Below are 18,706 nucleotides of genomic sequence, written 5' to 3'. Positions count from 1 at the left end.
CCAAAACCGCTGGCAAAGGCATCGCATGACATTAGATAAAAATTTCGACCCTGCGGCCATTGAAGCACGCTGGTATGCACATTGGGAACAATCCGGCCAGTTTCGTCCTGAACGCAGCGAGGCGGAGCCGTTTACTATCGTCAATCCGCCGCCCAATGTTACCGGAAGTTTGCACATTGGTCACGCACTCGACAATACATTGCAGGATATTGTCATCCGCCACGAACGGCTGAAGGGCAAGGATGCGCTTTGGGTCGTCGGCATGGACCATGCCGGTATCGCCACCCAGATGGTGGTTGAGCGGCAGATGAACGAGCAGCAGCAAAAGCGTACCGATTTTACCCGCGAAGAATTTGTCGAAAAAGTCTGGGAATGGAAAGAAGAGTCCGGCGGCACGATCACCGGACAGCTTCGCCGTTTGGGCTGTTCGATGGACTGGTCCAACGAACGCTTCACCATGGACGAAGGCATGAACGAAGCCGTGCTCAAGGTATTTGTGGACCTTTATAACGACGGCCTGATTTACCGCGACAAACGACTGGTCAACTGGGACCCTGCCCTGAAAACCGCGATTTCCGATCTGGAAGTCGAGACGGTCGATACCAAAGGCAGTTTCTGGCATTTTAAATATCCGCTCGCGGATGGTGTAACATTGGATGATGGCCGCGACTATATCGAAGTCGCAACAACACGGCCTGAAACCATGCTCGCCGACATGGCGGTTGCGGTTCATCCTACCGATGAACGCTACCAAAGCGTCATCGGCAAAGAAATTCTGCAACCGATAACCGGACGCCGGTTCAAAATTGTGGCGGATGAGCATGCCGATCCGGAACTGGGTAGCGGCGCGGTAAAAATCACACCGGGCCATGACTTTAACGATTTCGAAGTTGGCAAACGCGCCGGTTTTGCAGCTGGTGATATGCTCAACATGCTCGATGGTGAAGCCAATGTTTGCCAGACATCTGACGGCCTTGTTCCCGACGAATATATCGGCCTGCATCGCTTCAAAAAAGATGGTATCAAGGGCGCACGCGAACTAGTCGTGCAGCAGATGAAGGAACAAGGCTTCCTCATCCCTCATGTCAGCAAAAACAAAGACGGCGAAGAAGTAGAACATGATGCCGAGCCACGCACGATTGCGACGCCTTTTGGTGATCGCGGCGGCGTGGTTATTGAGCCATGGCTGACCGACCAATGGTATGTCGATGCTGAGACCCTCGCCCAACCTGCGATTGAAGCGGTGAAGTCGGGAGCGATTGAAATCGTCCCCAAGACTTGGGAAAAAACCTATTTCAACTGGATGGAGAATATCCAGCCTTGGTGTGTGTCGCGGCAACTATGGTGGGGGCATCGGATACCGGCATGGTTTGGGCCGAAGAAGGATGGGAATCGCCTAATTACGGACCAAAACAATCTCGACGGTTTAGAGATTTTTGTCGCTCAAACAGAAGAGGAAGCGATTGACTTGGCTAGGACTTATTATGGTCCTGATTATTCTGTTCTAAGCACAAACGATCGAGATATAGAAATGCCCGATGGCATGGTACATGTCTCGATGGATACAGGTTCACTTCGATCAGTAATGATACATCGCGACCAAGACGTCCTAGACACATGGTTCTCGTCTGCCCTTTGGCCATTCGGCACGCTGGGCTGGCCCGAAAAAACCAAAGACCTCGAACGCCATTACCCCAATGACCTGCTGATCTCCGGCTTTGACATTCTATTCTTCTGGGATGCGCGGATGGCGATGCAAGGCATCAAAATGATGGGTGAAGTGCCGTGGAAGCGGCTCTATCTGCACGGACTGGTGCGCGCGGAAGATGGTTCGAAAATGTCCAAGTCCAAGGGCAATGTGGTCGATCCGCTCGGCCTGATTGACGAATATGGCGCCGATGCTTTGCGCTTCTTCATGGCGGCGATGGAAAGCCAGGGCCGCGACATTAAAATGGATGACAAGCGGGTCGAAGGCTATCGCAATTTCGCGACGAAGCTATGGAATGCCTCACGCTTCTGTGAAGCCAATGGCATTGGCGGCAGCACAACACTCGCCGCGCCCGAAGCCAGCCTTCCGGTCAATCGCTGGATTATTTCCGAAGTGGTCGAAACGCTGGCCTCGCTCGACAAAGCGCTGGGTGACCTGCGTTTCGATGCGGCTGCGAACACCATTTATCACTTTACGTGGGACCGGTTCTGCGACTGGTATCTGGAACTGATCAAGCCCGTCTTGCAGGGCGAAGATGCCGCTGCTGCAGATGAAACCCGGGCCGTGGCCGGTTGGGTACTCGATCAAATCATCGTGATGCTGCATCCCTTCATGCCCTTTATCACCGAAGAATTATGGCACAGCATGGCGGCAGAAACCGGCGGCCGGAACTATGATCTGATCGTCGCCAAATGGCCCGAACCAAAGGCCGCGATTGATACAGATGCCAAGGCTGAAGTCGATTGGCTGATCAGACTGATCTCGGCGACCCGTACCGCAAAAGTCGAACTCAACATCGCACCGGGCACGAAAATGGCCGCTCATGTACGCGATGGCGATAGCAACCTGCAAGAACGGATTGCGCGTCAGGGCTCTGCCCTTGATCGCGTCGGTCGGTTGGAGAGCTTCTCCTTCGATCCGTCCCCTGAAGGTGCGACCGCGCAAATCGTTATTGATGGTGCGACCTATGTGTTGCCCCTTGCTGGCGCGATTGACATTGATGCGGAAAAAGCACGTCTGAACAAGGCAATGGAAGCCTCGCAAAAGGAAGCGAAAAGCCTGAGTGGCCGCCTGAGCAATCCGAACTTTATCGAGAAAGCCAAACCCGAAGCAGTCGAAAAAGCGCGCGCTGATCTGGCCGAGAAAGAAGCGGAAGCGGAACGGTTAAAGGCCGCTTTGGATCGGTTGGGCTAAGCTCATCACAATACACACATCGTCATCCTGAACTTGTTTCAGGATCTATCAATAAGACAGGCGCTGGCCTCCAAATAGATCCTGAAACAAGTTCAGGATGACGAAGCTTGGCGTTTGGGCTGCTGTGGCGAACATTGCAAAACAACCCTCCCCGCAGTTTTACCGGCCCTGACTTCTCCAGCGCTTGATAACACGGGTAATAATCTCTTCCTCACCACCCTGTTCGCGCCATAGTTCTGAAAATAGCGGATCTTCCGATGCAGGACGGCGCTCTTCTGCCAGATTATCGAGCGACACCCGAATAGGAATCGCCACACCTTCGCCGCAGACGATACATTCGCGGTTACGGAGTGCAGGAATAGAATCCAGAAAACCGCGAGCGCCCTCCGGCATAGCGGCCTTCACAAAGGCTTGGTCACGGTCATTGTTCAGACGCATAGAGATGATTGTACCGCATTGTGACAATACGCCTTCAGCCAAATCCGATGGACGCTGCGTGATCAGGCCAAGTGACACGCCATATTTACGGCCTTCTTTGGCAATCCGGCTTAATATGTCACGGACACTGCTTTCACCCGCGATATCATCATTGGGAATATAACGGTGGGCTTCTTCACAAACCAGCAGCATTGGCCGACTCGGTTCGTTACGAGCCCAAATGGCATAATCGAAAACAAGGCGGCTCAGCACTGCAACAACCGTTGGCGTGATTTCGGACGGAACCGCCGACACATCAATAATCGAAATCGGTTTGCCATCCGCTGGCAGACGGAAAATTTTCGACAGGAAATCCGCCATCGTATCACCGACCAACATGCCCGAGAACATGAAGCTGTAACGCGGATCGGCCTTGATCTCGTCAATCTTCGTCTTCAATCGCATAAACGGCGCAGTGTTGGTTGATTTATCCAGCTTACCCATTTCATTCTGGATGATATTGGTAAGGTCCGACAACAGATAGGGAACCGGACTATCGACCGTCAGCTTCGCAACACCTGCTGCGGCCTGACTCTTTGCTTTTGCAGCAAGCAGACATTTGGCCAGAATATCGCGATCCATCTGTTTGTCATCACCACTGGATTTGACAAAGACTTCGCAATGTTCCTGAAAATTCATCAACCAATATGGCAGGTTGAGATTGTTCACATCGAACAAACGGCCATTGGTTTTAAACGCTGCGGAATATTCACCATGCGGATCGATCATCAAAATATGACCCTCTGGTGCGATGTCGCATATCTTGTGCAGGATCAGCGCCGCAGAAGTCGATTTACCGGTACCGGTTGAACCCAAGAGCGCGAAATGCTTGCCGAGCAAGGCATCAACATAAAGCGCACCACGAATATCATCGGTGGGGTAAACTGTACCAATTTCTACATTGGCCCGGCCATCGGATGCATATACCTGTTTCAGATCCGCCGTTGTCACAGCATAGATGACGGAACCGGGAATAGGATAGCGGGTCACACCGCGACGGAAATTATAAATATGTCCGGTCAGACGCTCTTCATCACCTTCGCCAAGGAAATCAATTTCGGCGATAATCAGGCCACTCTGTCTTTCATGAAGTTTCTGGGTCCGGATATTGGCAAGAAGCCATGTCGCACCAACACGGATTTTAACCTGACTACCGACCTGTCCCGCCATTCTAACCGTCGCATCAGGATGTTCGGCTAGACTAGCAAGAACGGCTGCATCCATGAGGATGCGCGACCCCGATCCGGCAATTTCAATGACTTCGCCGATTTTATGGCCTTCGGAACGTTTCTGAGGCGGTGCAGAAGCATGCGCCGTCACTGGCTCCACCTGATCGCTATGAGCCGACGGTAGCGGCCGTGCCGCTGGAAAATTGTGGGAACTCATATCTGACATGAAGGCGCAATCCTGTATCGTTTCTCTGGCGACAGGATTAGTGCCTCATGGTTAAGGAATATTTAGCAGCCTTTATAATTGGTAAACATCGGCTGAAACAGTTCGTTTTCGTCACATTTTCCGGAAAATATAACCCGCGCCCCAGCCAAATATGACGGAGATGAGCACCGCCAAAAGGCCATAAACAAAACCATTTTGCTGAGACAGGTTAGTAATAAACCGACCTAATCCGATTTTCTCAATCGTGATATCCTTAATCTCTGCAGCCTCAACGCGGCCATCAATGATCAGGAAGGTTTCAGCGGAATATTTACCGACAGGCACACTGGCAGGCAAATTGATCCGTGCCTGATAAAGAACAGAATCGGTAATTTCGACGCTGTTGGGCAGATTCTTATATAGGCTGCTGCGGGTGTTAAGGTCCACCAATCCAGAGGTGAACCGCCCCAGTTCCTTACTGTCTATCGCACCCGCTGGCGACAATTGCAGATGGTCGAGACCAAGTTCGTAAATGTCAGCTGTCTTCGCATCGACAATCTCTCCCACCGGCCGAGAAGATGCGACGGCATAATAGCCGGGAGCGGAACGAAATTCACTGCTTGCGGCATTAATCCAGATACCGGCGATTTTCTGTTTCTCTCGCAAAACGATCGATTCTGTCGGTCCCTTCAGAACAACGACAATATCGGCACGGTCACGATTACGGGTTCCGGCGGGATAAGTAATCGCGCCAAAGAGTAAGAGCTGTGCACCGTTAAAATCGCCTTTAATACTAATTTTGTCCTGCGACACATCCGGCACTAATATGGGCGCATTGGCGGTGGCTAGAAACAATATGCCTAGACCCGCGATAATCTTCGTAAATTTTGATCTAGTGTCAGTCATAGTAGCTGCACTGTAAAAATTTCGTCAGGCCGGAAACCAAGCCCCAGCGCCATGCGGATGGCAACGAGCAGAACCATGACAGCAAGGGCCAGCCGCAAATATTCAGGCCGCATTCGCTGAGCAAACTTGGCGCCCAATTGCGCCCCGGTAACACTACCTATGAGGAGCAGGCCAGCCAGAACGATATCAACCGCGCGCGTGGTCATACTGTGCATCATGGTAGAAGCAATGGTGACAAATAATATCTGAAACAGAGACGTACCGACCACCACTTGTGCGCCCATGCCGAGTAAATAGAGCATAGCCGGAACCATGATAAATCCACCGCCTACTCCGAGAAGCATCGTCAATATACCGGTTAAAAGACCCAGTATAAAAGGTGCAATCGGGGAAATATAGAGGCCAGAACGATAGAAACGCCACCGCATGGGAAGGTTGGCAACCAGCGGATGGTGCCGCCTTTTACGGGCCGGCAGCGGTTTGCCTGAGCGAACAGCCTTTACACTGCCCCAGGATTCCTTCGCCATCAGACCGCCGATGCTACCCAGCATCAGCACATAAAGCACCGAAATCACCGTATCAATCTGGCCCCAGCTTTGCAGAATTTGAAACAATCCTGTGCCAATGAACGTCCCGAATATACCGCCGACAACCAACACTCCGCCCATCCGGAAGTCGACTCCCTTGCGGCGCATATGCGCCGCGACACCGGAAATACTGGCCCCTGTAACCTGAGTCGAGGCGGATGCAGCGGCAACCGTTGGAGGGATGCCGTAAAATATTAAAAGCGGTGTAGTCAAAAACCCACCGCCGACGCCAAACATACCGGACAGAATACCGACTAACCCACCGAGCAATACGATAACAAATGCATTAACCGACAGGTTAGCAATAGGGAGGTAAATATCCATAATTCCAGGGACTAATCCCTTTTCGTGACCGGATAAAGGGACTTGATCTATTGATGTTGAAGAAATTTCCTGAAATCACAAATAAGTGACATTAAATGTTGATCAAAATCCCATCGCGACGGTCAGAGCAACTCCGGATTCCGGTGCCGCATTTCCTCCCATCCGTTGTCGCCAATCCAGTGAAAACCGCACATCCGCCTCACCCACCGGGATATAGAGATTGGCCCGAGGCCCAATATCAAAGCGCTGCAATCCTTCTTGCCCACCTGCCCAGACACCCGCCCCAGCTGTTAATTTATAAATGCCATGCTTTAAAATGTCTCGCTGAACATTAGCCGAAGCATCGAAGAAGTAGCTATTATCATTAGAAAATATGTACCCCATCTGCCCATAACTCTCCAAAGCGGTACCAAATAAAAACGGATCGGGTCCAGATCCGCCCGCTAGGTAAAATGCAGTTCCGCGTTTGAGTGACGACCCCACACCAACGCGCTGCTCAGCAAAAAAAGATATCGGAACTTTGCCCACCGGTTTCAGCTTCATCCCGACCGCTACATCCTCTTCACCTTTTGTAAAAAGCGCAGTTGAGGTCCGAACAAATGCCGAAAGATTCCGTTGTCGATCCCCCGTCAATCGATAAGTTAAGATGCCACCTGCCTGGCTTCCGCCATATTGACCACCTGATGATTGTAGCATTGGAACGGCCTGCCCAAAACGATCAGAACCATCGCCTGATCGGACGAAGGACCAAAAATATCCAGAAAGGGGTTTGGGTAATCGAGAATAGCTGGATTCAAGATTCGTTTTAGAAACCGGACGGCGCGGTGCCAAAAATAAACTCTTGTCGATAATGACCGATTTGGGTTGCTCCCGTAAATCTCGAAATATAAGTGGAAGTTCTGACGACGATTTTGATTGTTCGGTCTTTAAAACCTTCGGCTTCACCGCGTAAATGGCTCTTTGCTTTTGAACGTCTTTGGATTCAAATCTAACTGAGATTCTCGTCGATCGATTAAAAAATACAGATCGAGATAATGAATGCTTCCTCTCTATTGACGCACTCGGCTGTAGTCCTTTTATTTTGACTGCTGCCACTACAATAGGCGGCAACTCCACAGAGGGGCTGAAAGCTTCCCAAGCGAAACGTCCCAATATCCATACAAGGAATATGGTCGAGAATGCCCATAATGGCGCGCCTTTTCTAACGGGCATGGGCTCATGGCTTCCGGCGGACATTATTGGTGGCCCTCAATTGTTTAACTTCATCCATCTTAGGATAGAAGTGGTTTGTCTTTTCCCATTTGGCTGGCGCACCGGCTAGAATTTGAAAATATTGGGTCAACGCTCGCTTTGCGGCTAATATATTGATTATATTGGCAACGAATGTTCGGGGGATCGACCAAAGAGCTTCGCGCAAACCATAAAGCGCAAAAACAAAATAGCCCTTTATTGCCAATCGCCAGACCAGAAAAAATGCATTGAAAACTAACATTGTCTTCAAAAGACTAGAAAGCGGATGTGGTTGATAGATGCCTGTCAATCCGATGACGTATAACAGGCCAGTCAGCAACATCGCGACATATGCCAGTGCCAGAATAATCGCTGCAAAACTGGCCTTTCTATCGCGCAGCCGCATCCAGTTTTCTCGCCAACATTTTTTCCAGCCGAGCCGATCCCATCCCGACAATGCAATGCCAATCATCCATCGGCTTTTCTGCTTAATTGCATCTTCAAAATTATCTGGAAAAAACTCTTGAGTTGCCACCCATTGACCTTGCTGGTCTTTAAGACGGGCAAAAATCCCTCTGGCTTCTCCATCGGTCAAGTTGAGACCTAATTCATAATCTTCTGTTAAACTTGCGGCATCGAACGGTTTACCCCGTGTCTGAGCGGATAGCTTACCCAATGCATCCCGTCTAAAGGCACATCCAACACCGGCCGAGGGTATCGACACGCCGAGCGCCTCTCTTAATACCATTTGTTTTCCATGCATCTCGGCGAATTCATCGCCGTAATGCCCAGCGACCCACATGGACTGTGAAGCACGGCGAGGAATGACGGGTATTTGCACCAAAGATGCCCGGTCTATGAGATAATCAAACAACTGCAGTGCCATAGGATGCACCAAGTCCTCCGCATCCTGAAGAACAATAGCCTTGTAACTGGTGGACTCAAGTATCTCGTCTCGGCACAAGGCACGCCATAAACGGTTCAGGCAATCGGCTTTAGATGTTGGACCATCATGGTCGCAGATAATGATGCGTATATTTTCCACCCTGTTCGCCTCGGCGGCTACCGCTGCGATAGTTGCATTATCATTAGGATAACAACCTACATAGATGCGATAATTCTTATGACTCCATTGATCCAAACAGCGCCGTAGCATCCCGCCGATAACGGCTGCTTCTCGCCATGCCGGGACAAATATAGCCAGTGGCTGATTTTGATCTGAAGGCGGCAAATTCTCTACGATGGCACGATCGTATCGACTATAGATCAACAGCTTTCGCTTCACCGAATGAGCAATCCACATCGCGTCAAATATGACGTCATCAACGGATCCTATTATGAAACATAGGCTCGCAAAAAGCAGCAGTTCCTTTTGCAGGGCATCTATAGACGGAAAAATATACTCATTCATTTACCGTACCCCAAATGTTTCGATAACGTCACCAGCTTAGACGATCCCGATTAGGGACAGAGCAGATGCCCACCATCTCGACGACTGCATATTACCAAATATATCTCGATGTAACATTATGTAAATAAAGTTAATTCGCTATTGCGAGAAACAGTTAATTGGGTGCTGGACTTGCTTGACAGATCAGGCCATCATTCAAAAAAATTTGTTAGGAGACAATATGAGCGCATCCCTGACTCAGGGCTCGCCCGCTACCAATACTGGACAAGCATTTGGTACAAGCAGGTATCGAAATTACGTGCTCATTTCTTTGATGCTTCTCTACACATTGAATTTCATTGACCGGATCCTAATCGGTGTCGTTGCACAACCGATTATCGAAGAATTCAAACTGCAAGACTGGCAATTTGGTTTGCTGTCCGGCTTTGGGTTTGCACTCATGTACACTATTATTGGGATTCCCATCGCGCGACTGGCTGAACGCATAAACCGGGTTAGAATCATTGCCGCCAGCGTCATTCTTTGGTCGCTTATGACTGCGCTCTGCGGAATAGCAGGCAGTTTCATAGCCTTATTAGTATTTCGCATTGGCGTAGGTGTTGGCGAAGCTGGCCTGACTCCAGCGGCTAATTCGATTATTTCTGATTATTTCCCGCCGCGCAGCCGAGCACGGGCGATTGCTATTTATACTATGGGTATAACTTTAGGCGGTGTGCTCGCAAATGCTTTTGGTGGGCCTATTACGGAGATGTTTTCATGGCGTGAGGCTTTTCTCGCATTGGGCATCCCAGGGATTATCTTTGGGTTAATTTTCTTGTGGACCGTGAAAGAGCCTCCGCGCGGCTATGCCGATCCTCCGACCGCTACGAAGCCTCAAAAAATGGGGATTGTCGACACGGTCAAGGAACTTTCTGCTAAACCGACTTTCTGGATCAATATGTTTGCGGCCGCATTTGTGGCTTTTGTCGGCTACGGCATCACCAATTTTCAAGTCGCATTTTTCCAGCGCGTTCACGAAATGTCGATATCGGAAGTTGCGCTGCAAATCGCAGTGCCCATAGGTCTTGCGGCCTCCTTTGGTGCGTTTATCACTGGATACCTGACCGAGAAACTTAGTGGTCGTTATCCCAATGTCGTCGCCTGGTTGCCGGGCATCATGCTCATTGTCTGTGTGCCGCTCTACTGGCTCGGATTCACAACCGAAAGTGTTCCCTTTGCGCTCGGCTTACTCATTGTCGCAGCCGTCCTCCATTACGGCTATCTCGGTGCGCAATATACAATATGCCAAGGCGTCGCGAGCCCACGATCGAGGGCAACGGCGGTCGCCCTGTTCCTGTTTGTTGTAAACCTTATCGGCTATGGGTGCGGTCCGCTGGCTATCGGAATTTTGAGCGACATTTTAATGAATGCCCATCTGACGGCATCGCAATTTGCTGCCGACCTAACTCCTCAACTCTGTAAGGGTAAGCCGGATGAGCTGATCGCCGCGCTAGGTGCTGCGAAAGCACAAACCTGTCTGACTGCCAGTGCAGAAGGACTCCGCTGGTCGATGATTTATATTGTCAGTATATTCTTTGTAGCTGGCAGCATGTATGTTTATGCTTGCAAAACATTACAGCAAGATCTTGTCGCCAAGATGAACTAATATTCTCAATCACAAAATTAGAAGAACAACTATGTCCAAACCTGAACTTTGGCAGCTTTCAAAAGCCAGCTACCCTTTTTCTAATATCACCCAAACCCGTTTTGGAGATATGGACGTGCTGGGTCATATTAACAATGTCGCTATGGCCGATCTATTCGAGAATGGTCGGGTTCGGTTTAACCATTCTATAGGTATGAAAAACCGTTTACAAGGCAGTCGTTGGCTGATCGCAGCCTTGCAGATCAATTATCTTCGCGAGGCCCACTTCCCGAATGACGCAGAAATTTGCAGCGGCATCGGTCGAATTGGCAACTCATCTTGGGAGATTATTTCGGCAGCATTCCAGAATGACCAATGCGTCGCGACCTGCACGACCACATTAGTGCTGACCGACAAGCAGGGTGCCAAGCCAATTGACGCAGAGTTCCGGGCCGCACTGGAAGCGCAGCAAGTAAACCGCGGCTAGCTTCTAGTCGTCGAAGCTCGCAGTTCGTTTCTGCATGAAGGACATGACGGCCTCTTTCTGATTAGGTCCGCGAGCGATCTTATCCTGCTCAACACTTTCCATCATCAGAATCTCGTCTTCGTTCATGTCCGGTAGCTTGTTTATAAGGCGCTTTGCCGCCTTAATCGCATCAGGATTCTTGCCTGCAATCTCTGCTGCAAGCTCCATAGCTTTGGCCAGCGGATCATCGGAAAGATGCGACACAAAACCCAGTTCCTTGCCTTCTTCGCCTGAAAATATCCGATTGGTATAGGTCAGTTCGCGCAAGATGTCATCCCGGACAAAGCTGCGCCAAGTTGCATAACTCCCCATGTCCGGGATCAGGCCCCAACGCATTTCCATGATAGAAAGTTTGGCATCCGGCGCTGCAATTCGAATGTCCGCGGCAGAAGCAAATTGTAGGCCGCCGCCAACACAAGCGCCATGGATAGCCACAATCACCGGAGCCGGCAGTCGCCGCCATTGCAGCACGACATGCTGATATTTATTTGCATTGCCGTGGGACCGTTCAATTAGGCTGCTGGTGACAGCCGAGTTGGCGAAGCTCGACATATCAAGACCGGCACAAAATCCTTTTCCGTTGCCGGAAATTACAATTGCCCGCACATCCTTCATCACCGCCAACTTATCGGTCGCGTCGATAATCGCATCAATCTGCTCTGAATCGAGAGCATTCATCTTGTCTGGACGATTGAACCGAACATCGGCGATATGATTTTTGACCGAGATAGTAACGCGTTCTGACATGATGAGGCTCCGTAAAAGCTGGATTCGATTATGATTGTCCTGAGAGTTTAATCGCTCGCTTAATCAACGGCAACTGATCATTACCAAAATACATTTTTTCCCCCTTCCCGTCTTTATCAAGATACGGAACGAAGATGCTAGGCGACCCGTACGCTCCGCGCTCTATCGCCTCCTCTGTATTAGCCCTCAGTCGATCCTTAACCCGCTGTTCCTGCGTTTGTGCGGCTAGCTCCTCTCCATCCATGCCAATCTCGTTGGCAATAGCGATCAAGGTCGCAGGGTCATCCAGATTGCGCTGAGCGCCATAATAAGCTTCGAATGCAGCGGTCGCAAATTTGAACAGAGCTGCCTGATCACCTTCTAATGCGCAACAAGCACGCATGGCCAGCACCGATTTGACGGGGTGATGTTCGCTCGGAAAATTCATTTCTATTCCAGCCAGCGCCGCCCAATCTTTCATTACGCGGAAACTGTGAACAAATTTACGGTTATCAGGGTCTTCGCGAGCGGCGTACACACTCTGGTTCACGGCATTGAACACGCCGCCAACCAGAAATGGTTTCCATATGATCTGCGCGCCCGCTTCCGCGATTATCGGTTGGATATTGTGGAATGCCAAATAAGTCCACGGACTGGAAAGGTCGAAGTAAAATTCAACTTTTATGGTCATAATTACCCCTTAGTTCTGTACAATATCTCAGTCATTTTAGCGTCTTCCTGCGGAAGGCATAGACGCTCTTTCGCATTCATCAATATCACAATGGCAGTAGTAAACGCATCAAGTCCGACTATTCACGCGCATAGTGAACCTACGCATTTAAACCCGAACTTAAAATAAGTGTCGCTTTAACTAAACCGCATTTTAACCGTTAATTGAAAATTGCAATCGGCAAAGATGAAGGCGGCGCCAAATGCTTCACAAGATCAAGACCAGCCAACTCGAATTAGGGATGTTTATTTCATCTTTTGATGGCTCTTGGTTTGAGCACCCTTTCTGGCGCTCCCGGTTTTTATTAACTGAGGCCGAGCATTTGGAAATGCTTATATCCAGCGACATAGACCAAGTCACCATCGACGATAGAAAGGGCAAAGGCTTGCCAAAGCCTTCCGCGCATTATCAGCCATCTCTGGCAAGAAAATCGCCAGCCCGTTCTGCCTCGCTAATGGCAACAAACCATCAAACGCCATTAACTCAGCTAGTGGGAGAAGAATTCCAGCCACTTTCTCGGCGCGAGCACGCAAACGAGGTTCGGAAAGCGTCGACGCTCATAAAAAGCTCACGAACCGCGGTTATGAGTATGTTTGAAGACGCTCGCTTAGGCAATCCCGTCAAATTGCGCAAAATGGCACCGTTGGTCGATCGCATTTCAAATTCGGTTAGCGTTGACCCTGCGATCATCCTCAATATGGCCAGGCTTAAAACCAAGGATGAATATACTTATCTTCATTCCATTGCGGTCTGTGCACTGATGATAAATTTAGCTCGCAAACTGCGCCTTCCAGATGCCCAGATACACGATATAGGCATGGCTGGCCTATTACATGATGTTGGCAAGACCTCTATTTCTGACAATATATTGCTGAAGCCAGGAAAACTCACTGATACCGAATGGGCGGAGATTCGTAACCATCCGCAAAGAGGGCATGATATATTATCAGCGTCGGCTGGCGTGTGCGATATCGCCTTAGAAGTTTGCATCGGCCATCATGAGAAAATGGACGGGACAGGATATCCCGGGAATATTCCAGCCGACAATCTCAGCCTTTTTACACGGATGTCATCAATCTGTGACATCTATGATGCGATTACCTCTCAAAGGTCATATAACACTCCCTTGTCCGCATCCCGGGCGCTTGCAAAAATGCAGACATGGTCAGGCCACTTTGACAAATTAATATTCCGGGATTTTGTAGAAAGCCTCGGTATTCTCCCCGTCGGAACGTTGGTGCGCATGAACCATGACGAATTGGCCATAGTGATCGGGGAGTCGCCTTCCGATTTTGCGGCGCCCATTGTTCGTACCTTTCGGTCTTTGATGACGGATCGTGCAATCATACCGCAAGACATCGACACTGCCGCCAACAAATCCAGAAGGATACTCGCTGTTCAAGACCCTGAAACATTCGGATATTCTGACTGGTCGAGTTTCTCAGCCGATTTGCTGGGACAAGGCCCATTTACATAAGAGCATGCGGACACTAGATCGTCTTTCCAGGTTTTCGGGTGGGATTTAAAGCGATTTATAGGAAGCGCGCATCTGTAGTTTTCACCAGACTTGCGACAAGATGGTCGGGCTGATGCGGTTCTGGAACAACTTGCCGTTGATCAGGTTATTGGCGAGGAATGGGTATATCCCAATGATCCGCTTGTCGCACAAATGAAACAAATGCAAATGGGTGAATGAAAGCCTAGCATTTCGCGCCTTTCATCCCTAAATGCACAATCATGCATTTCTTAGATCAAGCCAAAATTTATGTCAGTTCCGGTCAGGGCGGGCCTGGTGCTGTCAGTTTCCGGCGCGAAAAATATATCCAATATGGCGGCCCCGATGGCGGCAATGGCGGAAAAGGTGGCGACATCATCTTTAAAGCGGTCGAAGGGCTCAATACCCTGATCGATTTTCGCTACGCACAGCATTTAAAAGCGCAGCGCGGCAAAGGCGGCGCTGGACGCAACCGTACCGGCGCGGGCGGTCAAGACAGGATCGTCAGAGTACCGGTTGGCACGCAGGTTCTTTCCGAAGATAAAGAACATGTGCTGCTCGACTTTACCCGTGAAGGGCAGGAAGAGTTATTTCTGGAAGGCGGCATCGGCGGACGTGGTAACGCGAGCTATAAAAGCTCGACCAACCGCGCCCCGCGCCAGCATCAACCCGGTGAACTTGGCGAAGAAGCTGCGGTCTGGTTGCGGCTTAAACTGATTGCGGATGCCGGGCTGGTCGGCCTGCCCAATGCGGGCAAATCGACGCTGATCAATTTTGTGTCCAATGCGGATGCCAAAGTGGGCGCCTATCCGTTTACCACCATTCACCCGCAACTGGGCGTAGTGCAGCATAAATCCCGCGAATTCGTCCTTGCCGACATTCCCGGCCTGATTGACGGCGCGGCAGAAGGCGCAGGCATTGGCGACCGTTTTCTGGGCCATATTGAACGCTGCAAAATATTGCTCCACCTGATCGATGCCACTGGCGATGATCCCGTTGCCGCTTGGAAAACAGTGACGAAAGAGCTAGAACAATATGGCGGCGGTCTTGCCGAAAAGCCCCAGATATTGGCGCTGAATAAGGCGGACCTGCTCGACGATGAGCTGATGGAATCAATCGCCGCTGATCTCCGTGCCGCAGGCGCTACCGATGTGTTGCCGCTTTCCGGTGCCACCGGAAAAGGCTTAGAAGTGGTGCTGGATAAAGTACTGGAAGCTGTGGGCGGCCATAGCTCGATTGAAAAAAACACAAGCTCCGCCAGTGCCGCAAAAGCCGATGGCGACGAGGGGGAAAAAGCAGACTGGTCGCCCTTGTGAGCGCACCAGATAAAGAGATAATCGTTGTAAAAGTCGGCTCGTCTTTATTGGTCGGCAGTGATGACCATCTGCGCCGGGACTGGCTGAAAACGCTGGTTTCCGATATTGCGAAACGCCATGCAGATGGGGCATCGGTGATTATTGTGTCATCCGGTTCCATTGCTCTCGGCGCGCGCAAGCTGGGCTTGGAAAAAGGCGGCCGTGCGAGCCTCGCGGATGCGCAGGCCGCAGCCTCTGTGGGCCAGATCGCGCTGAGCAGCTTATGGTCCGAACTATTGGGCGAACATGACATTACGGCGGCGCAGATGCTGCTCACGCTCGACGATATGGAAGATCGCAAACGCTATCTCAATGCCACAGCGACACTCGAAAAATTGATAGAACACCGCGCCGTTCCCGTGATTAACGAGAATGACAGCGTGGCCACTGACGAAATCCGCTTTGGCGATAATGACCGGCTGGCCGCGAGAGTTGCGCAGGCGGCCTCGGCGGACCGTGTCTATCTTTTGTCAGACATAGACGGCCTGTATGATCGTGCGCCCGGTAGTGAAACCGAAGGGCAGTTTATCGGGTTGGTCGAGCAAGTCGATGCGCGGATCATGGCAATGGCGGATGGCAGCTCATCCTCCGGCCTTGGCTCTGGCGGCATGTCATCAAAACTGGAAGCCGCCCGGATAGCCAATCTTGCGGGAATCGAATTGTCAATCATCTCTGGTAAAGAAGACCATCCTTTGGAACGCTATGCCCTGACCAATGTCGGCACCTTGTTCAAGGCCAGCGGCAATGCCAATGCACGCAAAAGCTGGCTCGGCGGGCGGCTGACCTCTGCCGGTACGATTACCATCGATGCGGGGGCCGCGGCGGCCTTGACCGAAGGCAGCAGCTTGCTTGCTGCAGGGATCATCACCATCGAAGGACAGTTTAACCGTAGCGATGTTGTCGAAATTGCCGATGCAGATGACAAGATTATTGCGCGCGGCCTGACCGAATATGATGCGATGGATTGCGCCAAGATTATCGGACGCCGAAGCTCTGAATTAGAAGCTCTACTTGGCTATGCTCCGCGCAGTGCGGTGGTGCACCGGAACCAGATGGTTCTGGTTTGACGCACAGCCTAAGCAGATAGATTATGCGTACCAAGCAAACTCTGGCAATAACCGGCGCAACCGGCTTCGTGGGCGGACATTTGCTCAACCTCGCAGTTCGAGCCGGGTTTCCAGTGCGTGCGCTAACCCGCCGGACACAGGATGACCGACCCAATGTGACATGGGTGCGCGGCGCACTAGACAATAGCGCTAGCCTTACCGAGCTATGTGATGGCGCGGAAGTCGTGATCCATATTGCGGGCGTCGTCAACGCGCCCAACCGCGCAGCATTTGAAGCAGGCAATGTAAACGGCACTCTGGCGTTAGTCGAAGCGGCAAAAGCGGCGGGATGCAAACGCTTCATCCATGTGTCATCGCTCGCCGCCACCCTGCCCAAGCTGTCCATCTATGGCGATAGCAAAGCCAAGGCAGAGAAAATTGTCGCAGCCAGCGGGCTGGACTGGACGATCATCCGCCCACCCTGGGTTTTTGGTCCCGGTGATGCAGATACGCTCGATATGTTCAAATCGGCGAAAACGGGGTTCATTCCTTTGCCGCCCAATGCCGATGGACTGCTATCGGCCATTCATGTGGATGATCTGTCGCGCGCCTTAATGACGCTCATTCCCGAACATGAAGAACTGACCGCCCAGATCTTTGAGGTTGATGACGGTAAAATCGGCGGCTGGACCCAAACAAGTTTCGCCAAGGCAATCGGCTGGGCCGTTGGCAAGCGTATCAAACCAGTGGCAACACCGAAATTTATCCTGAAATTCGGAGCAAAGGCCGACCGTCTGTTCCGCCGCGACAAGGCTAAGCTGACAGCGGACCGGGTGAATTACTTTTGCCATGATGACTGGACCATCGATCCTGCCAAGCGCTTACCTGCTGATCTGTGGATGCCCCATATCGACACGAGGCAAGGCCTGAAAGACACGGCCCAATGGTACCGGCAAAATGACTGGCTCTGACGGCTGACAGAATCAGCCCGTTTAGATAAGCGGCCCGGTAAATTGCTCCGTCAGATAGCTGGCAAAAGTCAGCGCCAATCCCACTAGAAAAACGCGATAAGCCCAACCGAGATAGCGATATTTCTTGCGCCCCAAAATGACGCCCATTTGATAAATATCGCGCAACATCGCCCGATAGGTTGTTTCCTGACTCTTAAATTCCTGATCGAGCAGACGGTTGATAAATTCATCTTCCGTAAGGCGAGTAAAACAGCCAAAAAACAGCATGTTAGGATCGCTATTGGCACGTAGCTGCGTTGCAGGCATGACCGCAATGGCTGCTAATCCCGCCGAGGCAAAGGCAGAGATCGCCAATATCAGAAGCGGTAAGGATAAATCGCCCGCCTGACTTTGACCAATGGCCAGCGTAAAAACGACAAAAGTCGCACCGATTAACATATTGGCTTTGTGATCCGCCATCATGCTGAGTTGCACATGATGTTGTTGTGTCGTCCGCAATGCATAAACAGCATCATCTGGCCATTTCCGCTCTTCGGTCATGTTTCCGTTGCCCTTTTCATCTCATTGGATGCGACCCGATGCGGTGCAAGAGTGGCATAGTTGGTGCAATTGGGCAAGCGACCGTGCATATCCCCATTCTTGTGCCCTGTTTCGGCCTTATTCGCTTGCCAATGGGGATGTCTGGTTGGCAAAGGTCGCTTAGGGCAATTTTGAGCCGAAAAGTTAGGAAATATTATATGGCAAGTCGCGAAGAAATTATGACCAAGGTAGAAGCCTTGATCGGGCCGTTCAACAACAAGGGCGCGGAATTGACCGATAGCACGACCTTCGCAGGCAATCTGGAATGGGACAGCCTGACGGTAATGGATTTCGTCGCAGCTGTGGAAGATGAGTTTGACATCATCATCACGATGAATATGCAGGCCGAGATTGAGACTGTCGGACAGCTTACCGATGCGGTTGCCAAGTTGATGGATCAGTAACAACATCATCGCTATCCCGAAAGTTTTTAGGGATAGCTA

Annotated in this window: 16 protein-coding genes; 8 read left to right on the top strand and 8 right to left on the bottom strand. The window is 50.9% G+C overall.

The window, feature by feature from the left end; translation table 11 throughout:
- Positions 1–25 precede the first annotated feature (25 nt).
- Positions 26–2,902: a valine--tRNA ligase gene (locus tag V7676_RS02900; protein ID WP_335658156.1), complete on the top strand. Its 2,877-nt coding sequence runs from the start codon at positions 26–28 to the stop codon at positions 2,900–2,902.
- A 159-nt stretch (positions 2,903–3,061) separates the two neighbouring features.
- Here V7676_RS02900 and V7676_RS02895 read toward each other — a convergent pair whose 3' ends face one another.
- From V7676_RS02895 to V7676_RS02875, 5 genes are all read right to left on the bottom strand, one after another.
- Entirely contained in the window at positions 3,062–4,774 is a 1,713-nt protein-coding gene (locus V7676_RS02895) for an ATP-binding protein (protein ID WP_335658155.1), read from the bottom strand.
- A 111-nt stretch (positions 4,775–4,885) separates the two neighbouring features.
- Entirely contained in the window at positions 4,886–5,659 is a 774-nt protein-coding gene (locus V7676_RS02890; protein ID WP_335658154.1) for a TIGR02186 family protein, read from the bottom strand.
- A complete protein-coding gene (locus V7676_RS02885; RefSeq protein ID WP_335658153.1) occupies positions 5,656–6,570 on the bottom strand; it encodes a sulfite exporter TauE/SafE family protein in 915 nt (304 codons plus the stop codon). The genes V7676_RS02890 and V7676_RS02885 overlap by 4 nt, the downstream gene beginning before the upstream one ends.
- A 102-nt stretch (positions 6,571–6,672) precedes the next feature.
- Entirely contained in the window at positions 6,673–7,806 is a 1,134-nt protein-coding gene (locus V7676_RS02880) for a hypothetical protein (RefSeq protein ID WP_335658152.1), read from the bottom strand.
- Positions 7,787–9,211: a glycosyl transferase family protein gene (locus V7676_RS02875; RefSeq protein WP_335658151.1), complete on the bottom strand. Its 1,425-nt coding sequence runs from the start codon at positions 9,209–9,211 to the stop codon at positions 7,787–7,789. Before V7676_RS02875 ends, V7676_RS02880 begins: the two co-directional genes overlap by 20 nt.
- Positions 9,212–9,431: 220 nt before the next feature.
- On the opposite strand from V7676_RS02875, the gene V7676_RS02870 reads away from it, so the two are divergent.
- A complete protein-coding gene (locus V7676_RS02870; RefSeq protein WP_335658150.1) occupies positions 9,432–10,856 on the top strand; it encodes a spinster family MFS transporter in 1,425 nt (474 codons plus the stop codon).
- A 31-nt stretch (positions 10,857–10,887) separates the two neighbouring features.
- Entirely contained in the window at positions 10,888–11,322 is a 435-nt protein-coding gene (locus V7676_RS02865; RefSeq protein ID WP_335658149.1) for an acyl-CoA thioesterase, read from the top strand.
- A 3-nt stretch (positions 11,323–11,325) separates the two neighbouring features.
- Here V7676_RS02865 and V7676_RS02860 read toward each other — a convergent pair whose 3' ends face one another.
- Positions 11,326–12,108, bottom strand: coding sequence for a crotonase/enoyl-CoA hydratase family protein (locus tag V7676_RS02860; protein WP_335658148.1), 783 nt, complete (start codon positions 12,106–12,108; stop codon positions 11,326–11,328).
- Positions 12,109–12,136: 28 nt separating this feature from the next.
- Positions 12,137–12,778, bottom strand: a complete 642-nt coding sequence (locus V7676_RS02855; protein ID WP_335658147.1) for a 2-hydroxychromene-2-carboxylate isomerase — start codon at positions 12,776–12,778, stop codon at positions 12,137–12,139.
- 241 nt (positions 12,779–13,019) lie between these two features.
- Here V7676_RS02855 and V7676_RS02850 point away from each other — a divergent pair, with 241 nt between their 5' ends.
- The 4 genes from V7676_RS02850 to V7676_RS02835 all read left to right on the top strand — a co-directional run bounded on the left by V7676_RS02850 (position 13,020) and on the right by V7676_RS02835 (position 17,684).
- On the top strand, positions 13,020–14,294 hold the full coding sequence (locus V7676_RS02850; protein WP_335658146.1) for an HD-GYP domain-containing protein: 1,275 nt from the start codon (positions 13,020–13,022) through the stop codon (positions 14,292–14,294).
- 260 nt (positions 14,295–14,554) lie between these two features.
- Positions 14,555–15,628: a GTPase ObgE gene (gene obgE / locus V7676_RS02845; protein ID WP_335658145.1), complete on the top strand. Its 1,074-nt coding sequence runs from the start codon at positions 14,555–14,557 to the stop codon at positions 15,626–15,628.
- Positions 15,625–16,734, top strand: coding sequence for a glutamate 5-kinase (gene proB, locus V7676_RS02840; RefSeq protein WP_335658144.1), 1,110 nt, complete (start codon positions 15,625–15,627; stop codon positions 16,732–16,734). The genes obgE and proB overlap by 4 nt, the downstream gene beginning before the upstream one ends.
- 23 nt (positions 16,735–16,757) lie before the next feature.
- Positions 16,758–17,684, top strand: a complete 927-nt coding sequence (locus V7676_RS02835; protein WP_335658143.1) for an NAD-dependent epimerase/dehydratase family protein — start codon at positions 16,758–16,760, stop codon at positions 17,682–17,684.
- A gap of 21 nt (positions 17,685–17,705) precedes the next feature.
- Here V7676_RS02835 and V7676_RS02830 read toward each other — a convergent pair whose 3' ends face one another.
- Positions 17,706–18,224, bottom strand: a complete 519-nt coding sequence (locus V7676_RS02830) for a Pycsar system effector family protein (protein WP_335658142.1) — start codon at positions 18,222–18,224, stop codon at positions 17,706–17,708.
- A gap of 197 nt (positions 18,225–18,421) precedes the next feature.
- Between V7676_RS02830 and V7676_RS02825 the strand changes: the two genes are divergently transcribed.
- Positions 18,422–18,667: an acyl carrier protein gene (locus V7676_RS02825; protein ID WP_335658141.1), complete on the top strand. Its 246-nt coding sequence runs from the start codon at positions 18,422–18,424 to the stop codon at positions 18,665–18,667.
- Positions 18,668–18,706: the final 39 nt, after the last annotated feature.

The sequence above is a fragment of the Parasphingorhabdus sp. genome (assembly GCF_036963805.1).
Lineage (GTDB): Bacteria > Pseudomonadota > Alphaproteobacteria > Sphingomonadales > Sphingomonadaceae > Parasphingorhabdus.
Note: the sequence above shows the minus strand (reverse complement) of the source record. Positions and strands in the feature narration are given on the sequence as shown.

What these genes read in the sequence shown, in the direction of transcription:
- V7676_RS02835 (WP_335658143.1), top strand. Translation starts at nt 16,758, where the DNA reads ATGCGTACCAAGCAAACTCTGGCAATAACCGGCGCAACCGGCTTCGTG.
- V7676_RS02880 (WP_335658152.1), bottom strand. Translation starts at nt 7,806, where the DNA reads ATGTCCGCCGGAAGCCATGAGCCCATGCCCGTTAGAAAAGGCGCGCCA.
- V7676_RS02830 (WP_335658142.1), bottom strand. Translation starts at nt 18,224, where the DNA reads ATGACCGAAGAGCGGAAATGGCCAGATGATGCTGTTTATGCATTGCGG.
- V7676_RS02855 (WP_335658147.1), bottom strand. Translation starts at nt 12,778, where the DNA reads ATGACCATAAAAGTTGAATTTTACTTCGACCTTTCCAGTCCGTGGACT.
- V7676_RS02865 (WP_335658149.1), top strand. Translation starts at nt 10,888, where the DNA reads ATGTCCAAACCTGAACTTTGGCAGCTTTCAAAAGCCAGCTACCCTTTT.
- V7676_RS02885 (WP_335658153.1), bottom strand. Translation starts at nt 6,570, where the DNA reads ATGGATATTTACCTCCCTATTGCTAACCTGTCGGTTAATGCATTTGTT.
- V7676_RS02870 (WP_335658150.1), top strand. Translation starts at nt 9,432, where the DNA reads ATGAGCGCATCCCTGACTCAGGGCTCGCCCGCTACCAATACTGGACAA.
- obgE (WP_335658145.1), top strand. Translation starts at nt 14,555, where the DNA reads ATGCATTTCTTAGATCAAGCCAAAATTTATGTCAGTTCCGGTCAGGGC.
- V7676_RS02895 (WP_335658155.1), bottom strand. Translation starts at nt 4,774, where the DNA reads ATGTCAGATATGAGTTCCCACAATTTTCCAGCGGCACGGCCGCTACCG.
- V7676_RS02825 (WP_335658141.1), top strand. Translation starts at nt 18,422, where the DNA reads ATGGCAAGTCGCGAAGAAATTATGACCAAGGTAGAAGCCTTGATCGGG.
- V7676_RS02875 (WP_335658151.1), bottom strand. Translation starts at nt 9,211, where the DNA reads ATGAATGAGTATATTTTTCCGTCTATAGATGCCCTGCAAAAGGAACTG.
- V7676_RS02890 (WP_335658154.1), bottom strand. Translation starts at nt 5,659, where the DNA reads ATGACTGACACTAGATCAAAATTTACGAAGATTATCGCGGGTCTAGGC.
- V7676_RS02860 (WP_335658148.1), bottom strand. Translation starts at nt 12,108, where the DNA reads ATGTCAGAACGCGTTACTATCTCGGTCAAAAATCATATCGCCGATGTT.
- V7676_RS02850 (WP_335658146.1), top strand. Translation starts at nt 13,020, where the DNA reads ATGCTTCACAAGATCAAGACCAGCCAACTCGAATTAGGGATGTTTATT.
- V7676_RS02900 (WP_335658156.1), top strand. Translation starts at nt 26, where the DNA reads ATGACATTAGATAAAAATTTCGACCCTGCGGCCATTGAAGCACGCTGG.